General features: G+C 49.6%; 11 protein-coding genes and 1 pseudogene. 9 read left to right on the plus strand and 3 right to left on the minus strand.

Going from position 1 to position 18616, the window contains the following annotated elements:
• Positions 1 to 88 precede the first annotated feature (88 nt).
• The 3 genes and pseudogenes from A7K91_RS03295 to A7K91_RS03305 form a co-directional block, all read left to right on the plus strand.
• Positions 89 to 397, plus strand: a pseudogene (locus A7K91_RS03295) (Rpn family recombination-promoting nuclease/putative transposase); the annotation flags it as partial.
• A 147-nt stretch (positions 398 to 544) separates the two neighbouring features.
• A complete protein-coding gene (gene udk / locus A7K91_RS03300) occupies positions 545 to 1186 on the plus strand; it encodes a uridine kinase (protein ID WP_068679651.1) in 642 nt (213 codons plus the stop codon).
• A 293-nt stretch (positions 1187 to 1479) separates the two neighbouring features.
• Positions 1480 to 3015, plus strand: coding sequence for a malate:quinone oxidoreductase (locus tag A7K91_RS03305; RefSeq protein WP_281198606.1), 1536 nt, complete (start codon positions 1480 to 1482; stop codon positions 3013 to 3015).
• Positions 3016 to 3127: 112 nt separating this feature from the next.
• Here A7K91_RS03305 and A7K91_RS03310 read toward each other — a convergent pair whose 3' ends face one another.
• Positions 3128 to 3439 (minus strand): nucleotide pyrophosphohydrolase, encoded by a 312-nt coding sequence (locus A7K91_RS03310; RefSeq protein ID WP_156739285.1) that lies wholly within the window; start codon positions 3437 to 3439, stop codon positions 3128 to 3130.
• 181 nt (positions 3440 to 3620) lie between these two features.
• On the opposite strand from A7K91_RS03310, the gene A7K91_RS03315 reads away from it, so the two are divergent.
• The 5 genes from A7K91_RS03315 (at position 3621) to A7K91_RS03335 (ending at position 15218) form a co-directional block, all read left to right on the plus strand.
• Entirely contained in the window at positions 3621 to 4346 is a 726-nt protein-coding gene (locus tag A7K91_RS03315) for a LytR/AlgR family response regulator transcription factor (protein WP_068679656.1), read from the plus strand.
• Positions 4347 to 5795, plus strand: a complete 1449-nt coding sequence (locus A7K91_RS03320) for a GHKL domain-containing protein (RefSeq protein ID WP_068679658.1) — start codon at positions 4347 to 4349, stop codon at positions 5793 to 5795.
• Positions 5796 to 5876: 81 nt separating this feature from the next.
• Positions 5877 to 6488 (plus strand): CPBP family intramembrane glutamic endopeptidase, encoded by a 612-nt coding sequence (locus A7K91_RS03325; protein ID WP_082967202.1) that lies wholly within the window; start codon positions 5877 to 5879, stop codon positions 6486 to 6488.
• 267 nt (positions 6489 to 6755) lie between these two features.
• The gene (locus A7K91_RS03330) at positions 6756 to 8900 is read left to right on the plus strand and encodes a TerD family protein (RefSeq protein WP_068679661.1); all 2145 of its coding nucleotides are present in this window, start codon (positions 6756 to 6758) and stop codon (positions 8898 to 8900) included.
• Positions 8901 to 9065: 165 nt separating this feature from the next.
• Entirely contained in the window at positions 9066 to 15218 is a 6153-nt protein-coding gene (locus tag A7K91_RS03335) for a choice-of-anchor L domain-containing protein (RefSeq protein ID WP_068679663.1), read from the plus strand.
• 64 nt (positions 15219 to 15282) lie between these two features.
• Here the strand turns inward: A7K91_RS03335 and A7K91_RS03340 are convergent, their stop codons facing one another.
• Complete coding sequence (locus A7K91_RS03340) at positions 15283 to 16131, minus strand: class I SAM-dependent methyltransferase (protein ID WP_068679665.1); 849 nt, start codon at positions 16129 to 16131, stop codon at positions 15283 to 15285.
• Positions 16128 to 16979, minus strand: coding sequence for a polysaccharide deacetylase family protein (locus tag A7K91_RS03345; protein ID WP_082967204.1), 852 nt, complete (start codon positions 16977 to 16979; stop codon positions 16128 to 16130). The genes A7K91_RS03340 and A7K91_RS03345 overlap by 4 nt, the downstream gene beginning before the upstream one ends.
• 155 nt (positions 16980 to 17134) lie before the next feature.
• Between A7K91_RS03345 and A7K91_RS03350 the strand changes: the two genes are divergently transcribed.
• Entirely contained in the window at positions 17135 to 18613 is a 1479-nt protein-coding gene (locus A7K91_RS03350) for a protein adenylyltransferase SelO (RefSeq protein WP_068679669.1), read from the plus strand.
• Positions 18614 to 18616 lie beyond the last annotated feature (3 nt).

Raw genomic sequence — 18616 nt, forward strand, 5'->3', positions numbered from 1 at the left:
ACATAAGTAGGAGGATGCTAATAATGATGGTTCAAGGAATCCCTTGTCCCATCTGCCTTGGCGAATGCCGAGAGGCTATTATAATTATTGGGAGGTGCTGAAGATGAATGAACCGGGATTGGAAAAAGCGATGGATACGTTGCAATACTTGAGCCAGGACTCGGAGGCTCGCCGGTTGTACGAAGCCAGGCAGAAATATCTTCATGATGAGGCATCAATGCTCGAGGGGGCAAAGCAGGCTGGATTGCAAGCCGGTATGCAAGCCGGTATGCAAGCCGGTAAACAGGCTGGAATTAAAGAGGTGGCCCGGAACATGCTTGCCCTGAATATAGATGTTGCCACAATAGCAAAAGCGACGGGGCTGACAGAGCAGGAAATCGATTCGTTGAAAAAATAAGAGGACGGGAGCTGCCGAGTGCAAGCTCCTTTATTTTTTCACCTGTTCGCCATGTCTGAATGGCGGTTCTCGGGTGTAATTGTTGTCCCTCTATGCTACAATATTGGAATTGCAAGGATGTTCGTTCAGGGAGGCTTTTGATTACTCATGCTTATTATTGGGATTGCCGGTGGAACCGGCTCCGGCAAAACAACGGTAGCCCGTTCCGTTATCGAACGGCTAGGCTCCGACAAGGTTACGTTTATTTCGCAGGATAATTATTATAAAGACAACCTTCATCTGACATTTCAAGAACGTGAAGCTATTAATTATGATCATCCGCTGGCATTTGACAACGATCTGCTGATTCAGCATTTGAACCAGCTTAAGAATGGTCAAACCTCTTACGCTCCGGTGTATGATTTTACGAAGCATGAGCGTTTTTCTGACCGGACGGTTGAGCTTGCGCCAAACAATATCATTATTATCGAAGGCTTGCATGTGTTATCTGACGAAAATCTTCGCGAGCATTTGAATATCAAGGTATTTGTTGATACAGACCCCGATGTGCGCATCCTGCGCCGCGTGCTTCGCGATATCGAGGAGCGTGGGCGGACCATCCGTTCCATTCATACGCAATACCTGACAACCGTTAAACCGATGCATGAGGCTTTTATTGAGCCATCAAAAAAATATGCGGACCTGATTATTCCCGAAGGCGGTCAAAACGAGGTTGGCATAGAGCTGTTATCGGTGCTGACAGCAAAATATTTGACGGGCGAGCAGCAGTGGACGAGTAACGGAAGGTAATTCTACTATAAATCAGCCTATGCTGCACAAGCGCAATTAAAGGAGGTAGACGGCGAAAACCGGCTAATCTCCTTTTTTCGTAGAGTTTAGGCATTAATTTGACGGTAAATTGTCGAACATGCGTCTTGGTATGAATTTTCCAGCTTTTAAATAGCAAACAACTATCATATAATAGAGAATAGTTGATTCACACGGGCTGGTACGAGCCGGCAATCGGGTGTGATAAAGTTTACAGATTGGAAGCGGGGCATGCTCTGTCCGAGGTTTGACAGTGTTTGATCGGTAGCGCTTACATCCTTGCTTCAAATAAAAGTGTCAGGACGGTTAACATGATCAACAAACAAACCAAATCAGATGTTATTTTAATCGGTGCCGGAATCATGAGCGCAACGTTGGGGTCGCTGTTGAAGGAGCTGGCTCCGGACTGGAGTATTACCGTTTATGAAAAGCTTGGAAGCGCAGGGGAAGAAAGCTCCAATGAGTGGAACAATGCGGGCACTGGCCATGCTTCCTTATGCGAGCTTAATTACACCTCGGAAAAACCGGATGGCTCCATCGATATTAGCAAGGCCATCAAGGTAAACGAGGAATACCAGGTGTCCAAGCAGTTTTGGGCTTATTTGGTGAATAGCGGTGTAATTAATAATCCCCAAGATTTTATTAAACCGTTGCCGCATATGAGCTTGATTCAAGGCGAGCAAAATGTGGCTTTTCTGAAAAAGAGATTTGAGGCGCTCACCGCCAATCCGTTGTTTAAGGGCATGGAGTTTTCAGATGATCCGGGGCAATTGGCGGAATGGATTCCGCTTATTATGAAGGATCGGGCCGATGGCGCTCCGCTGGCAGCCACCCGCATTGAGTCGGGGACGGATGTCAATTTTGGTTCCTTGACTCGTATGCTGTTCCAATCTTTGAAGGAAAGAAATGTCGATATTCAATATAAAAGCAGTGTTGACCATATGAAGCGTAATACGGACGGCTCTTGGGACCTGAAAATCCGACATACAGAGAGCGGAGAAGTTCATCGTCATTCCGCTAAATTTGTATTTGTCGGCGGTGGCGGCGGAAGCTTGCATCTCCTGCAAAAATCCGGCATTCCGGAGGGCAAGGGGATCGGCGGTTTCCCGGTAAGCGGCATTTTTATGGTATGCCGGAAGCCGGAAATTGTGGAGCTTCACCAAGCCAAGGTATACGGTAAAGCGCCGGTTGGCGCTCCGCCAATGTCTGTGCCGCATCTGGACACCCGTTATATTGACAACAAAAAACTCTTGTTTTTTGGGCCATTCGCCGGCTTTTCGCCAAAGTTTTTGAAATCCGGCTCTATGCTGGACCTCATTACCTCCGTCAAACCGGATAATCTGGTTACCATGCTTGCGGCAGGGGCCAAAAACATGTCGCTCACCAAATATTTGATTCAGCAGGTGCTGCAATCGAAGGAGCAGCGCATGGAAGCGCTCAGGGAGTTTGTCCCTAATGCCAAAAGCGAGGATTGGGAGCTGGTCGTGGCGGGTCAGCGTGTGCAGGTCATCAAAAACACCCCAAACGCCAAAGGCGTTTTGCAGTTCGGCACGGAGGTTATTAACGCTGCAGACGGCTCTATCGCTGCTCTGCTTGGGGCCTCTCCGGGCGCGTCAACGGCTGTTTCCGTTATGCTTGAAGTCATTGAGAAATGCTTCCCGCAGCAGTTGAAGGCATGGGAGCCCAAAATTAAAGAGATGGTGCCGTCCTATGGCATCGCGCTGGCAAACAAGCCGGAGCTGATAGAAGGCATTCATGCTTCGACAGCGCAAGCCTTGAAGCTGGATAACGAGCTTGTGCTCGTGAAGTAGTATTTTGCTGGTGAAGTAGTACACATAACAAGCCCTGGTTAGTGATTGCAAATCACGCCAGGGCTTGTTTTTTGGTGCATCTTGCTTTTCTTATTCCGGTGAGCGCAGAGTGTCAAACAGAGCCGCTGCTTTCAGGCCGCGGATATTTGATAGCGTTTTTGAGCATTTTGCTCCGAATGGCTTCCGCAACGTCGATGTTTAGGTCGTGGGCCAGCGTTAGCGCGTAAATCAGGACGTCCGCCAGCTCCTCCCGAATTTCTGTTTGCTTTGTTCGGACGGCCTCTTCGCCTGTTTTCCATTGAAACAGCTCCAGAAGCTCGCTGGCTTCCAGCGTTAACGACAATGCCAGGTCCTTGGGATTATGATGCGGTCCCCAGTTTCTTTCATCGCGAAATGCGATTATTTCTTTTATAAGCTGATCCACTGCCGTTCTCCTAACAAAGTAAAGTGATTGGTTATCGCTGTTCATATTTATATTATTATATCAATCTTTCTATAGATAAGGGATCGAACATTTTATCTATACCATAAGTATCACTCGCTGTGACAAAATAGAGGGAAGGCTGCCGTTCCAGCCCTTATAATATAAGGGAGGGGGCTTCAAAATGAACCTGACCATTGCAATTTGCGACGATGATAGAAATGATGCCACAAGGCTTGAGCAAATGCTTGAGGGTATTTTTTCGGATATGAACGATATGGATTTGAAAATAGATATCTATGAAACAGGAGAAGGGCTTCTTCATGCTCTTGAAAAGGTTGCTTATCCTATTTTATTTCTGGATATGGAAATGCCGGGCTGCGACGGTATAGGAGTAGCGGAGATCATCCGAAAACGGGATCGGGATATGCTTATTTTCTTTGTGACCAGCCATAGCCAATATATGCAAAGGAGCTTTGAGGTAAGGCCATTCCGTTATCTGCTGAAGCCGGTTGATAAAGCCGGACTGGAAGCGGCGGCGATTAAAGCGGTGGAGGAATTATTGCAGCGGAACAACTGGCTGGAATTTACCTATAAGCAGACATCTTGGCAAATCAAGAGCGACGATATTATGTACGTTACGGTCGAACGGGGCAAAAAGCTGATTATAGCAGCCAAAGAGGGCATTTGCATGTATTATGGAAAAATCGGAGAGCTGGAGGCCAAGCTGGCGCCTCACGGATTTTGCCGTATTCATACCGGCTATTTGGTTAATTGGCAATATGCTCGAAGTGTCGCTAAAGACAAAGTAGCGTTGATAAGCGGCGTAGTGCTTCCAGTCAGCAGGGCCAGAAGCGGAGAAGCGATTTTGAGCTATCATCGTTATTTGGAGAAGAGGTTATTGAAGTAGATGGGAAACGAAATGAATCCAATGCCGCTTTGGCTGCTGCCTCTTCTGGTCATACTTGTATATTTGCCTCAGGGAATTGCCTTTTGGCTGTTTTTCAGGCATTTTCTGTTTCTTCGCAGAAGGACAGGAGCTTTAATTTCCGCTTTGGCCGTGTTCTACCTGGCTAAATCCATCCTGATGGCCGACCTGTCCCCCCTTTATAGCACAGGTGTACATCTGACCGCATACTTCCTCATAACGATATATTTTTTTGATGGAAGCAAGCTGCAAAAACTGTTTTTTGCGTTATTTTATATGGCCGTAACCTTGTCCATCGAAATGATGGCGCTGTACGCAGGAGGCGGGCTTGTCCGCTTGGGGGTTTGGGGCGGCGATAGAGAGTGGGCGCTGCTGCAGGTATTGCCGTTTCTATTAGTGCTGGGAGGAATAATTGCCGTAGTTGGAGTGCTTCGTTTATTTAAAGCAGGCAGTCCGTTTTCTTTGCCTGACAAGGACTGGGGTATTTTGGGGCTGGTGCCTGCGAGCTCCCTATTTATTATGCTCGCAGGTTTGCCTGGGCAAGGGAAGCTGGGCGATACGCTGCAAATGAAGCTTTCGGGCAGTTTTGTGGCAGCCTGCGCTGCGATTTTAGTCATTAATATAGCCGTTATGCTCCTGTACCAGCGGTTGATAACCAGACTTCAACTGGAGCAGAATAATTTGCTCCTCCAGCTTCAAATCAAGGAGTATGCGCGCAAGCTGGATGAAAATCGCAAAAACGAAAAACTGCAGCACGACCTGAAACATTTGGTTAACGGATTAGAAGCTTTCCTGAAAGGCAGTAAAGGGACGGGCAGCTCAAGAGGCAATGGAAATGCCGGGATTGCCGAGTATACCGGGAATACTGTGAATACTGGGAATATTACGGGGGATGAAACGGCTGCCGCAAGCTACTTGTCGGATTTAATCGCGCGATACACGTCTGGCGGTGATGAACAACCTGAATTTATTTCTACGGGACACCCCGTCATTGATAGCATTTGCAATGAAAAAATAGGAGAAGCCGCGCGCCGTGGCATAGCTGTTGAGGTACATGCGGCAATTCCGTCCGATTTGGGGCTGATGAATAAGGAAATCGAGCTTGCGCTAATTATGGGAAATGCGCTGAACAATGCTGTTGAAGGCGTGCTGCGTCTGAGCCATGATGAGAGAGGAAGCGCCGGGGAGCCTTTGATTCTATTACAGTTGGCGTATCAGGAAGGGCTATTGTACCTGTCACTCAGCAATGCCGCCAGCTTGACGCAACATATTGGGAGGGCCTCCTTCTTCTCAAGCAAACGAGGAGGAGAGCAACCCGGTTTTGGATTGGATAGCATTCGATATGGCGTGGAACGGCTGCAAGGAAGTGTTGCTTTCCGCTACGAAAATGGCAGGTTCAAAATGACGGCCGTATTGCCAATTGCTCCATAATTTCTGCAAGTTGCGCCTTCCGGCTGGGGAAGGCGCTTTTTTTCTGATAGGCTATATAAACACAATGCCGCGGGGGGAGAAATGATGATGGGGTTGGATTTGATAATAAGCGCATTGATTCAATTGGTTTTGTTTTCTGTTATTACATTCGGATATTGGCTTTTGCTTAGGAGGAAGTCACATCGTTCATTTTTCCAATGGCTTGGGTTAAAAAAACCGGTCATTACAGGAAGAAGGCGATTTGTCTTCTGGTTTATCGGAAGTATAATTGCTCTTTGCGTTCCTGGTTTTTTTATGACCGCATTTGTACTGGATGGAAACGTTTTGGCCAGCTCGCAATTTTACGGTGCTGGCTTGTCTGCCGTGTTTCCCGCTTTAGTGTATTCCCTTCTTCAAACGGGCTTGTCGGAGGAAGTGTTTTTTCGCGGTTTTCTGGGCAAGGAGCTGAGCCGCCGATTTGGCTTTGCCCTGGGCAATGTTATCCAAGCCTCGTTGTTTGGTTTGCTTCATGCTGTGATGCTGGCGGGTACTGCAGGTACAGTCAACGCGTTGGCCGTAGCCGTACTGACCGCCTTTGCCGGCTGGTGCATGGGGTTTATAAATGAAAAGCTGAGCGGAGGCTCTATAGTGCCTAGCTGGCTTATGCACGGACTCGTTAATTTGCTCTCCTGCTTCTATATGATGTTTAGCTGAGGGGGGAGTTTATTGCTTCAATCCTGGTAAAAAAATCCGGGTTGTAATACTTTCGCCGTGTTCGGAGGGGGCGCCTCCTGATAAAGTGGGTTTAAGGCTATTGTCATCCTTCCTTCTTGACCCTAACCCATTAGGGTGGCAGCTTTCCTTAACACACAAGCAGGCTATCGCATTTCTTCCTTCTCTTACAAACTTGGTGTTTTAGAGATGCGGCTCTCCTGCTTGTGCCTTACTTTCTGAACCTGAACGACAAGGGGGCGACTTGTTATGTCGAGCATTTATAATGAAATCTATTTGCGCAGAAGCCGGAAAGTGATGATGGAATGGGGCGTTGATTACTTGCCCCGCACCTATCTGGCATCCGCTATGAAAAATATAGAAAGACTTGGCTTTACTTTTTCAAAGTCTCTGATGGCAGTGCTGGGAACGCAGTCGGTTGAAGCTTTTACGGCTTTTTACATGGAGCTTGAGGGCCAGCTTAAAGAAATGGTGGGAGCGAAGCATACCTATAAACCAATGTACCCCGATTTTCCAAAGCAGGTTATGGACATGTCGGATGCCGAGCTGTATTTGGAAGCCATGCTTCATTACTACACGCTGGAGCTTCCATTTGAAGAAGACAGCCCAAAGACCAAAGCTCTCCAAACTGAAGCTTCCCAAAAGGCCGAGTTGTCCCAAAAGCCGCGAGCCAAAACAGCCAAGCTTAACGTGATTGAGCTGGGCGATAAAACGGATTTTTTTAATTCAATAAAAGATGTGATTGGATCTAAAAGCTCGATTTCCCCGACCGACAAAGAGCATCTGGCATTCGTTATTGAAATGGAAGACGATGTGTCGGAGCTGCTGCCGCAAGAGATTCCGCTGAAAGAAAATGTAGGATTTGTAGTGGGACTTTTGATGAAGTTCGGAAAAGCCACGGGGGAAGAGATCGGAAAGTACTTTAAAACGGCAACGGATGTTTTGCGCCTGGCAACGGCATTGTCGGATGGAGACGTGAGCTTGGCGGCAAATACTGTTTACCGAAAATTTAAGCGCAGCGAGCGCAAATTCATGTTGTCCCTGCTGGAGCAATGCGGAACAATTGTAGAGGATATGCTGCGATATCGTAACCGCTGGATTCGTTTGGGAGAAATTCTGCATCCTTCGGAATACAGGAGCCGATACCCGAAAAGCGCAGATGCTTTTGACATCCTTCGCAGCGGCCAAACCGTCGACACCTTCGGCGGACGCGTTGAGCAGGCTTTGCGTTGGCATAATCCCCGACTGGCGGCAGAGCTTTTGGCAGAGCGCCCAGGCGAATTCGCTCGGCGTCTTGACCATCTGCTGCGAGTGCATGAGGAGCCCTACGAGGTCATTATTTTGTTCAGCGATCTGGCTGGAAAAGTATCTACGCCCGTGCTGCTGCAGGTGATGGCTCACTTCGGCGGACGTTTGTCGAAGAACGCTTGGCGGACCTTTTTTCCGAAGGGCAATGTGGCAAAGGCTGTTGCAATCAAAAACGAGCTGCCTTGTCTAGCTGCCGATATATGCGAGTCCGTCGTTTCCTTGTGCCGGGAGGCCTTGCTGGACCGTTTCGCCAAGCTGCCATCGCTCGGTAAAGTATACATCGACGAGCGCTTGAGGGAGCATAATGTGCCATTTGCCATGCGATCTGCAAGCAAGTCGCTGCGTACTCTGTCTCGCGGCAGCCGTTTGGCTATGCCGGAAGGCAACACGATCCGTTTTTTTCTGTGGTGGAAGGAAGGTTTGGCCAACGGGGTGTATACGGACCGGGTAGATATTGATTTGTCTGCGGTAATGTATAACAGCAAATGGGAGTACATGGAGCATATCTCCTATACCAATCTGCGTTCCGCTAAATACAAAGCCGCCCATAGCGGCGATATCGTGACTGCGCCTAAAGGAGCATGTGAATTTATCGATATCGACATTCCTTCCGTGCTGCAGTATGGCGGCCGGTACGTAGTTGCATCTCTTAATTCCTTTACCAGCCATCCCTTCTGCGACTTGCCGGAATGTTATGCGGGATGGATGATGCGGCGGCGCCCTGATTCCGGCGAAATTTTTGAACCGGCAACCGTAGCGGACAAAATTGATTTGGCAGCGGACACCCAAATTTCCATTCCCGTCATTCTGGATCTCCAGAAGCGGCAAGTAATCTGGTGCGACCTGGCGCTCAAGCGCCATCCGGGCTTTTATAATAATGTCGAGGGCAACCAATCCGGGCTGACGGCCATCGGCCGCGCCATGACCTCTATCGTTAAGCCTAGCCTGTACGATCTGTTCCTGCTGCATGCCGAGGCTAGAGGCGAGCTGGTTTCTACGGCGGCGGAAGCCGAAGCAACATTCGGATTGGATGAGGGTATTACTCCATTTCATACAGCCACCATTATGGCGGAGTACATTGCTTAGCAATGTACTCTCTTTTTGAACATAACCAGACAATTCTATGATCATGCTCACAATGATAGAGAGAATATTTAAAATGTTTAGAACATGTTCAGAACTCATTTGTATAATTAGTCCATATGACCTGAGTCTCTATAGGTCTATGGACTGATTACAGGAGGGCTGATCATGAAAAAAGGTAGAAAAAAGATATTGAATATGTGTTTAATTGTCGCTATGCTTCTAACCTTGCTGCCTGGAACAGGCACAATTGAAGCTGCCGGCGGGCTGGTGGTTACGCAGGAGAATGATGTAAACGCGCTCGTCAATAAAATAGTTGGCAGCGGCATTACAGCCAGCAACTTGAAAATAACCGGCGCAGCCGCTGCATTTGGAACCTTCACGGGAGGAAAGGACATTATCGGCTTTGAGGACGGTATTATTCTGAGTACCGGAAAAGCGGTGGATGTTGTTGGGCCTAATAAAAAAAGCGATACGAGCACAACGAATAATACAGCAGGCGATGCTGACTTAACTCAGGCCATTAATGGAAGGACGTTTGATGCGGCTGTTTTGGAATTTGATTTTGTGCCGGCTTCGGATACTCTTTCCTTTCAATACGTATTTTCGTCCGAGGAATACAATGAATATGCCAATTCTCAATATAATGATACCTTTGCATTTTTTGTGAATGGAGTTAATGCGGCAATCGTTCCCGGTTCCGCACCGCCTATTCCTGTATCCATTAATACAGTGAATGGCGGAAATCCTTATGGAACAAACGCTCAAAACAGCGTTTATTTTGTGAACAATGAACTTTCATCACGAGGGACTAACGCAATAAATACGGAAATGGACGGTTTGACCGTCGTTATGTCTGTTTCCATTAAAGTAAATGCTGGCGTAGTCAATCATATTAAATTGGCCATCGCGGATGGTTCTGATGCGACATATGATTCCAATGTCTTCATCAAGGCTGGAAGCTTGAATGACCGTGAAGCCCGGCCAGGCCGAATGGAAATTAATACAAGAGCCAGCTATGATGTGCGGATTGACCGGGCTGTTGGCAGCGACGGAACGGCAACCGTCGGCTGGACGGCAAAGGATGAGGACGGAAAAGTAGCAAGTCCCGGTATCGGCGCCGGCACTCTTACCTTTGCAGATGGCGAAACTTACAAAATCATTACCGTTCCGGCAAATACGGTGACGGTTGAACTGAGCAGCCCAACAGGAGGAGCGACGATTGGTACAGGACATAACTCACAGAAGCTGAGCGATATCCCCGATACCGACAAAATACCTCCCTCCAGTCCAACCATAAATGTAACGGCTTCTACTCCTCCGACCAGCGCGGTGGCGGCAATTACGGCAGAGCCTCTTGCAACGGTAGAGTACAAGCTGGGCAACGGTGATTGGCAGTCTTATACGGGACCTATTACCATTAGCGAAAATACAACCATTTCTGCGAGAGCAATAAATTCAAAAGGCCTGATCAGCGAAGTGAGCAGCTATGTGGTTGATATGATAATCAGCCGCTCGCCGCAAGCTTCCGATCTCGCAGCGAATGCAACGACGGGAACGGTGACCGTTCAGAACGTGCCCCCGGGGGCTACGATTGAGGTTTATGACGAAAATGATGAAATAATAGGTACTGCCGTCAATACAGGAGGAACGGATGGGCCTGTCGAGGTATCGATCCCTGGCGGTCTTGGTGACAAACAGCCTGTTAAGGTTGTTCAGACGGAAGTCGGTAAGCCAGCAAGCCAGCCGGTTAACCTGACGGCTAACTATGACCCGTCGACAGCCCCTTCGGTTGAAAATATTGCGGCAAATGCTACAACGGGCGTTGTTACTTTGAAAAACGTCCCGGTCAGTGTAACTGTCAGCGTATACGGCCAAGTTGGCCATGACTATGTTTTGTTGACATCCGGCACGAATACGGAAGGCCTTGAGCCTTTTCAATTGGCGGTTCCCGGGGGCCTTGCGCCAGGTCAGCTGCTTCAAGTCTCGTTGACTGAACCAAACAAAGCAGAGAGTCCTCTTACTGATGTAACGGCGGTATATGATTCTACTGAACCGCTGCAATCGGAGCAAACCTTCGCAAGCGCAACAACGGGTGCGTTAACGGTAAAAGACGTTCCGGCGGGGGCTGCTGTTTCCGTCTATAACGGAACAGGGGACTTAATTGGAAGAGGCTCCAATACGGGAGAGAGTACGGATATCCTGATTATTCCCGTGGATGGCGGTCTGGAAGAAAATCAGACCATTTATGTGAGCATAACCGAGGTGAAAAAAGCAGAAAGCGACACGATCCCGGTCAAAGCGGCGAAGGAGATATCCCAGACGCTGGATCCGGCCAACATTGTCGCTAATGCAACGGAGAATGAAATCGTTTTGACCCAGATTCCTCTGGGCGCTGCCATTAAAGTGTTGAACAAGCAGTCTGAAATTATTGGTTCTGCCGTTCATAGCGATCCCGCGACTGGTACCGTAAAGGTGATGATTCCAGGTGGTCTTGAGCATCAGCAAGAGGTTTTCATTTCCATTACGGAAGACAGGAAGCTGGAGAGCGGAACGGTATCCGTCATTGCCAGCAAAGAAACAACGGAAACGCCCGCTGAAGGAAGCGTTCTTGCCAATGCTACGACTGATGTAGTGACGGTTCGGCAAGTGCCAGCCGGTGCGACTGTATATGTCTACGATTCCACCGGTAAGCTGATTGGCCAAATAACCAGTAGCGGAAGCATTGCGGGCGAGGTCGAAGTTTCCATTGCCTCGGGCCTACCTGCTGGCGAACAAGTGAAAATAACAATAACGGAAAAAAACAAGCTGGAAAGTCCGGGGATTATTGTACGGGCAGTTAAGGACCCTTCGGCTGCACCTTCGCGTAATGATGTGCTTGCCAATGCAACGAACGATACCGTAATTGTGCGTAATGTAACTCCTGGCGCGATCGTTAACGTATTTGATGCCGATACGGACGAGCTCATTGGAACGGCTAGCAACGAAGGCGTTTTATCGGGAGAGGTTCGCGTAGCGGTTGAGATTGTTTTGAGGAATGGACAAGAGCTTCACGTTACTGTAACCGAGCTCAAAAAAGCAGAGAGTGACCCAGTTAAAGCTACTGCCGTTCGGGAGCCGTCCTATGCTCCGGATGAAGGAACTATTTTGGCGGATGCAACAACAAAAAAGGTGGCCGTGAAGCAAGTGCCAGCCGGTGCAGCAGTCAATGTATATAACGATCAGAATGTCCTGATTGGCACAGCCGTCAATAACGCGGGTTCCACTGCAACGGTAACCGTATCAATTGAAGGCGAGTTGAATGATAAACAAGCTATTAAGGTGACCCTGACCGAGGTGCGGAAACAGGAAAGCCAGCCTTCTTCGGCAACGGCTCTGAAGCAGCCTACTGCCGCTGCAGAAGTATCGGATGTTGTGGCTAACGCGACAACAGATGAAGTAACGGTTCAACGGGTTCCTGCGGGTGCAACTGTACGAGTATACACAGCCGGAGGCGAGCTTATCGGCACAGGGATTAACGATGGGGAGGAAATGGCTTCCGTTATCGTTGCAGCCGATGTTGATCTGCTGGACGGGCAGTCCATACAGGTGACCCTCTCGGAATTCCGCAAACGCGAAAGCGCGGCTGTCACAGCAGTGGCTTTGCTGGAGCCATCTGCCGCTCCTGTTATGGAAGGGGCATCGGCTGATGTAAATACACGAACAATAAAAGTTCCATCGGTTCCGCCTAAGGCAACCGTAACCGCATATGATGAAAAAGGACAAATTATTGGACGTGCTGTTAATGAAAGCGATGCTGCAGGTACTGTGGAATGGATGGTTGACGCAGAGCTGGAGCATGAGCAGCCGCTGAGGCTGACCATTACGGAAAAAGGACGTGCGGAAAGCATAGCGGTTGTCGTGCAAGCATTAAAATCGGATGACGATGCCGTCAATGATGCAGCCAAGCTGCTGAAAATCGGCTTCTCTGAGGGAGATACATGGGAAAGCGTAACAGCGCCGCTGTTCTTGCTTACAGCGGGTCACTATGGAACCAAAATCAGCTGGACCTCCAGTAAACCTTCCGTCATTGAATTGAACGAACCGACGAACCACGAAATCGTTAGCGTTATTCATCGGCAGGCCAGGGATACCAGCGTTGTACTGACAGCTTCCGTTTCCAAAAACGGCAAGCAGGCCATGCGGACCTTCTTGCTGATTGTTAAAGCAAGCGGATCACAAAAAGTAGAAAATACGGATTACATTCGTAACGTAAAGGTGTCTGATGGAAACGATACAGTAGCAACCTTGCCTATTCGCAGAATTGAAGTAACGGATAACAGCGGCGGCAAATCCAATATCGACAAAGTCATCTTTACACAGACTAAAGCGGAGGAATTGACCGGCGCTGCAGGCAGCGGCGCTCAGGAGGTCATTGTTCTCATTGACGAGCTGCCGGGCGATGCCCCTGAAGAAATAGCCGTAGAGGTGCCTGCCGGAGCGGTTGCGGCAATAGCCGATGGAGGATTGAAGCTGAACGTTCAGACGGAATATGCCGTTTTGACACTGGATGCGGCTCAGATTGAGGCTATGAAACAAAACTATCTGGACCTGTTTTTCCGTCTGGTGCCGATTAAGCAGGAGTCCGCTAAGCAGGAAGTGAAAAAAGAGATTCCATCCGCATATGATTCCATGCTGGTATCGGTGCTTGGGAATCCCCTGGAAATTGATACAAATTACAGCGGCTATGCCACGGATTTATTGATTCCATTTAGCAAAAGCGGAATTGATATTGCCAGTGTAAACCTGAGCCGGTTGCGCGTGCATATCATTCATAGCGATGGCGAGAAGGAAATGCAGCAAGGCACAATCGTATTCAACGCTCAAAATGAACCAATCGGGATCAGAATTCAAATTGATAAATTCAGTACGTTTTCAATCGTAGAACTGCAAAACTATCCGTATACACCGGCATCCAACATCGGTAGCTCCACGATTAAAGCAAATCTGGGCTCCGATAATGACGCTGACCCTACAACGGCACTGGATGTCGAAGTAAAACGCTCCATAAGCCAGGACGGCAGCAGATTCGACAGCATTGTCATTGCTCCCGAACAGGTAAAAGATGTTATCGCCGAGGTGCGGGACAAGGGTCAAAACGGCATCAAAATCGTTATTCCCGACAAAAACAATGAGGTTCGCTCTACAGAAGTAACATTAGAAGCAGGCGCGCCATCCTTATTTGCAAACCAGGGCATTGCCATCACGGTTGAAACCAGCCAGGGAACGGTAATGATTCCGGCCAAATCCTTGGCGGACATCAGCGGTGCAGCTACTATTACAATTGATGCAATCGGGGCATCCGCCAACTGGAAACCTTCCGCTGAAACGATTAATAAGGTGGAAGCGGCAATAGGCAGTCTGAAGGCTCCAACTATTGTAGGCGTTCCCGTTCAAATCGGAGGTTCGCTCTCCGGTCGGGCAGTCACTGTATCGCTGCCTGTAAAGGGAATTGAAGCATCGGGCGTAAAGGGGAATATCGGCAGCCAGCTTGCTCTTTACATCGAAAAGGCGGACGGAACAAGCAAGCTGGTAAAAGGCACAGTAGTGAAGCTGACCGATGGTTCGTTAAAGGTAAGCGCAGAAGCTGAAGTGGGAGACAAGATTGCTGTATTGCAATGGAGCAATCAGGATCTGGAGGCTTTCTGGGATTCCATCGCTCCATTCCATGGGAAATACATGAATGGTTTTCCCGATGGCGCCTTCAAGCCTGAACGGGGCATTAGCCGGGCGCAGCTCGCTGCCGCAATGGTTCGCGGACTTGGATTGGAGTCTGAGGTTATCGAGAGCCTGTCAACGGGATTTGATGATGTTGCGCCAGCTCATTGGGCAGCTGGCTATATCAGCGTTGCGGTGGATATGGGATTAATGACGGGTTATCCCGATGGCGAATTTAAGCCGGAACGCATCATTTCACGCGCGGAGATGGCTTTATTTTCTGCTCGTTATGAGAAGCTAAGCTTTACCGAGCACAAGGGCGCTGTTTCGGCTATAAGCGATGTAGGCAGCCATTGGGGAGCCAGCGCAATTGATGCAATTGCGGCATCGGGCATCATGACGGGATATGAGGACGGCACATTTGCTCCGAATCGCGATTTGAAGCGGTCTGAGGCCGTTGTCATTATTAACCGTTTATTGAGGCGCGGACCGTTGTACAAGCTGGAATCGCCTGCATGGTCTGACGTATCGGAAACGCATTGGGCCTACCATGATATCGCAGAAGCGAGCCTGGACCATCATTACGACTTGGTCAACGAAAGAGAAGAGTGGAAATCCAATTAATGGCCTGGCACGGGCGCGGAGCAAGTCGTTAATAACGACAGGCCCCGCGCCTTTTTTCTGTCAGTCAGGGTCGAACAGCTGTCACGGCGTAATAGACGGGTAAATGGCCGGCAAACAGCCAATCCTTGCTGACTGAATAACTTACATCAGTAAAGCCCATTTGCTCAAGCTTCTTTTTTAGCGGGCCAAATGACAGGAACCGGTATCCTCTTGTCGTGGGGGGCGGCAGGCTGCCCTTCTGTTTCCAAACGCTTAGAAGGCGTTGGGCTTGTCCGCGCCATTGGTTGCGGGCGATCCAGTAGTCCGGCAAATAGCCTGGGCCATGAACGATCAGGTACAAGCGGCCTCCGGGCGCCAGCAGCCGGAACATCTCTTGAAGGGCGACGGGGACGTTCAGGTATTGTAAGGAAGTTCTGCATGCAATAAAATCCAGAGCTTGATCCTGAAGCGGAACCCGATGCGCATCGCCTTTTTGGATAATCACCTGACTGTTGTCACGATCTGTTGCAGCCAGCGTGCTGCGGAGAAGCGATAAATAATAGTCATTTTGATCAAGGGCGTAAACAGTCGCCGCCGGATAAAGCCGCAATATAGCGTGAATCGTAGCTCCGGGTCCGCAGCACAAATCAAGTATGTTCTTTCGATTTGCAGCTGCCTCCAGCAATTGGCTATCCAGTTCGTCCGAAGCATATTGCTGACGGTAATATTCGTAGCAGGCGTATCCAAAGCTGCGGTCGATAGACATTTGGGGGGATAAAACTCCAGCGTCCGCTAACAGGCGGACAAGCTCTTGGGCAGGCTCTTCAAGCCCGTAGCGGTGTATTAACCCGGCATCCCGGCAGAAGAAATAAGCTGCGGCTGACAGAAGGGATCTGTCGAGAAGAATTTGGTGGTGGCAATTGGCTTGATTCATAGCGTAACTCGCTTGGGCTGCTCGCGGTGCTGAAGGAAAGGATAGCATTCAACAATGGAACGGCCTTTAAACTGCTTTAGCAGCTTCGCCAGCTTGTGCTCGGCCCTTTGCAGACCATAATATCGCCGGGTGTAATGGTATCCGGAAAGGTGGGCTTGTCTAGGTTGGCCGGGGTCCAGATCATAAGGATGAATATAGAAAACAAACGGTTTGCCGGAGGAAAGCCAGGCTTGAATGCCATACTGATAAATGGAATAGGGATATAGACGGAAAAATCCGCCGCCTCCCCAAGGCAGCTTTGCGCGACCAATGCCAAGGGCAGGCATCGACAACTCCCATAGCTGCATGGAAATAGGAAATAAGGGATGTTCGACAGAGGTGTAAAGTCTGGAGTACATGTCATGGTAGGTGGAGGGCACGATGCTAGAATCGTAATAAAAGCCTTCTTCCTCTAAAATTTGCAACCCCCAGTCGGTAATCGAAAAGCAGGGGGCCCGATAACCCCGGATACGGGCTCCGATGATATCCTCAAGCACTTCCTTGGAGGTTTTTATATCCTGTCTGAATTGACTTGGAGAGAGCATATAGACAAGCTCGTGGGCATAGCCATGCGAAGCAATTTCATGACCCATTTCATAAATGAGACGAATAAGGCGAGGTCTTTTTCTGGCAATCCAGCCTAATGTAAAAAAGGTTCCTGTACACCGATAAAGCGCCAGAAGCTCGAGCAGCCGGTGAACGATGGACTCCAGCCTGAGCTCGTAATCATTCCAGCTGTTCATTGTAATATGCCTGCCGTCCGTAAACCAATCCTCAAGGTCGACTGTAAAGATAATTTCTGGCTTCAAAATATCGCTCCTCTCGAAGGTATTTTAAATCCTGGGAAATTAAACCTTTCATCAGTCCAAAAAGTAAAATGTTTACAATTTTAGTTTAAGGCTTGTAGAGTTTGGTGTCCATCCTTTTTTAGGGTATAATAGCTCCAAAATATAGGAGGGTGGAAATGGCGGATATGAAGCAACAGGATAGCGGTATTGGTTGGAATTGGAGCAATACGTACGGCAAGCTGCCTTCCTTTTTATATACCCGAATGGAGCCTGCGGCCGTCTCGAAACCCGCGCTTGCCGTGTTGAATGCTCCGCTTGCTGCTTCCATGGGACTGGATGCATCAAAGCTTGGCAATGCAGACGGAATTGCGGAGCTGGCAGGCAATGCCGTGCCGGAAGGGGCGGACCCTCTGGCGCAAGCCTACGCGGGCCATCAATTCGGCTATTTCAATCGGCTGGGCGACGGTCGGGCGCTGCTTCTTGGCGAGCATGTAACGCCTGACGGACGGCGGCTTGACATTCAGCTCAAGGGGGCCGGAAGAACGCCATATTCGCGCGGCGGAGACGGCAGGGCAGCGCTGGGGCCGATGCTGCGGGAGTACATCATAAGCGAAGCGATGCACGGGCTTGGCATTCCGACAACCCGCAGCTTGGCCGTAGCAGCGACGGGTCAGGAAATTGTGCGCGAGTCGTATCTTCCCGGGGCTGTACTGACGCGAATCGCCGCCAGCCATATTCGGGTCGGGACGTTTCAATATGCGGCTCAGTGGGGCAAAACGGAGGATGTTGCGGAGCTTGCGGTTTATACGCTGCATAGGCATTATCCCAATGCGGGTACAGACGGGGGCCCTGCGCTATTGCTGCTGAGGGAAACCATAGCTCGTCAGGCGGAGCTGATTGCGGGATGGATGCTGGTTGGATTTGTGCATGGCGTCATGAACACCGACAACATGGCTATTAGCGGCGAAACGATTGATTACGGCCCTTGCGCTTTCCTCGATACGTACAATCCGGATACGGTTTTCAGCTCCATTGACAGCGAAGGGCGATATGCTTATCGCAACCAGCCGTCTATCGCGGCCTGGAACCTGGCAAGGTTTGCCGAGACGCTTATACCGCTGCTGGATAACGATCGGGAGACTGCCATCGAGATCGCCCAAGCGGAAATAGGGCGTTTTGAAGAGCAATATCAGCAGCATTGGCTTCGCGGGATGCGCGCCAAGCTTGGGCTGTTCGGCTCGGAAGCGGGGGATGCTGAACTGGCAGGCAGGCTGCTCGATCTGATGAGCGAGCACAAAGCGGATTATACAGATACCTTTCGATTGCTGACGCTGGGCAAGCCTGAGGAAACGGCGCTTTCCGGTAACCCTGGTTTTGCCCCTTGGCTGGAGGCATGGAGCTCTCGCAAGGAACGGCAGGAGCAGTCGGCGGAAGACAGCTTCGAGCTGATGAAGCAAAACAATCCTGCCGTTATTCCTCGCAACCATCGTGTCGAGGAAGCGCTGGAGGCGGCTGAAGAAAACGGCGACTACAGCGTAATGGAGCGGCTTCTTGCGGTGCTTGCCGAGCCTTTTGCCTACACAGAGGAGCAGGAGGCATACGGTCCGCCGTCGGACGGCGCATGCGGCAGATATGTGACGTATTGCGGCACCTGATCC

The organism is Paenibacillus oryzae (assembly GCF_001675045.1).
GTDB classification, from domain to species: domain Bacteria; phylum Bacillota; class Bacilli; order Paenibacillales; family Paenibacillaceae; genus Pristimantibacillus; species Pristimantibacillus oryzae.

Bases quoted from the DNA above. Each gene is read 5' to 3' on its own strand.
- udk (WP_068679651.1), top strand. From the start codon at position 545: ATGCTTATTATTGGGATTGCCGGTGGAACCGGCTCCGGCAAAACAACG.
- A7K91_RS03315 (WP_068679656.1), top strand. From the start codon at position 3,621: ATGAACCTGACCATTGCAATTTGCGACGATGATAGAAATGATGCCACA.
- A7K91_RS03320 (WP_068679658.1), top strand. From the start codon at position 4,347: ATGGGAAACGAAATGAATCCAATGCCGCTTTGGCTGCTGCCTCTTCTG.
- A7K91_RS03325 (WP_082967202.1), top strand. From the start codon at position 5,877: ATGATGATGGGGTTGGATTTGATAATAAGCGCATTGATTCAATTGGTT.
- A7K91_RS03330 (WP_068679661.1), top strand. From the start codon at position 6,756: ATGTCGAGCATTTATAATGAAATCTATTTGCGCAGAAGCCGGAAAGTG.
- A7K91_RS03335 (WP_068679663.1), top strand. From the start codon at position 9,066: ATGAAAAAAGGTAGAAAAAAGATATTGAATATGTGTTTAATTGTCGCT.
- A7K91_RS03340 (WP_068679665.1), bottom strand. From the start codon at position 16,131: ATGAATCAAGCCAATTGCCACCACCAAATTCTTCTCGACAGATCCCTT.
- A7K91_RS03350 (WP_068679669.1), top strand. From the start codon at position 17,135: ATGGCGGATATGAAGCAACAGGATAGCGGTATTGGTTGGAATTGGAGC.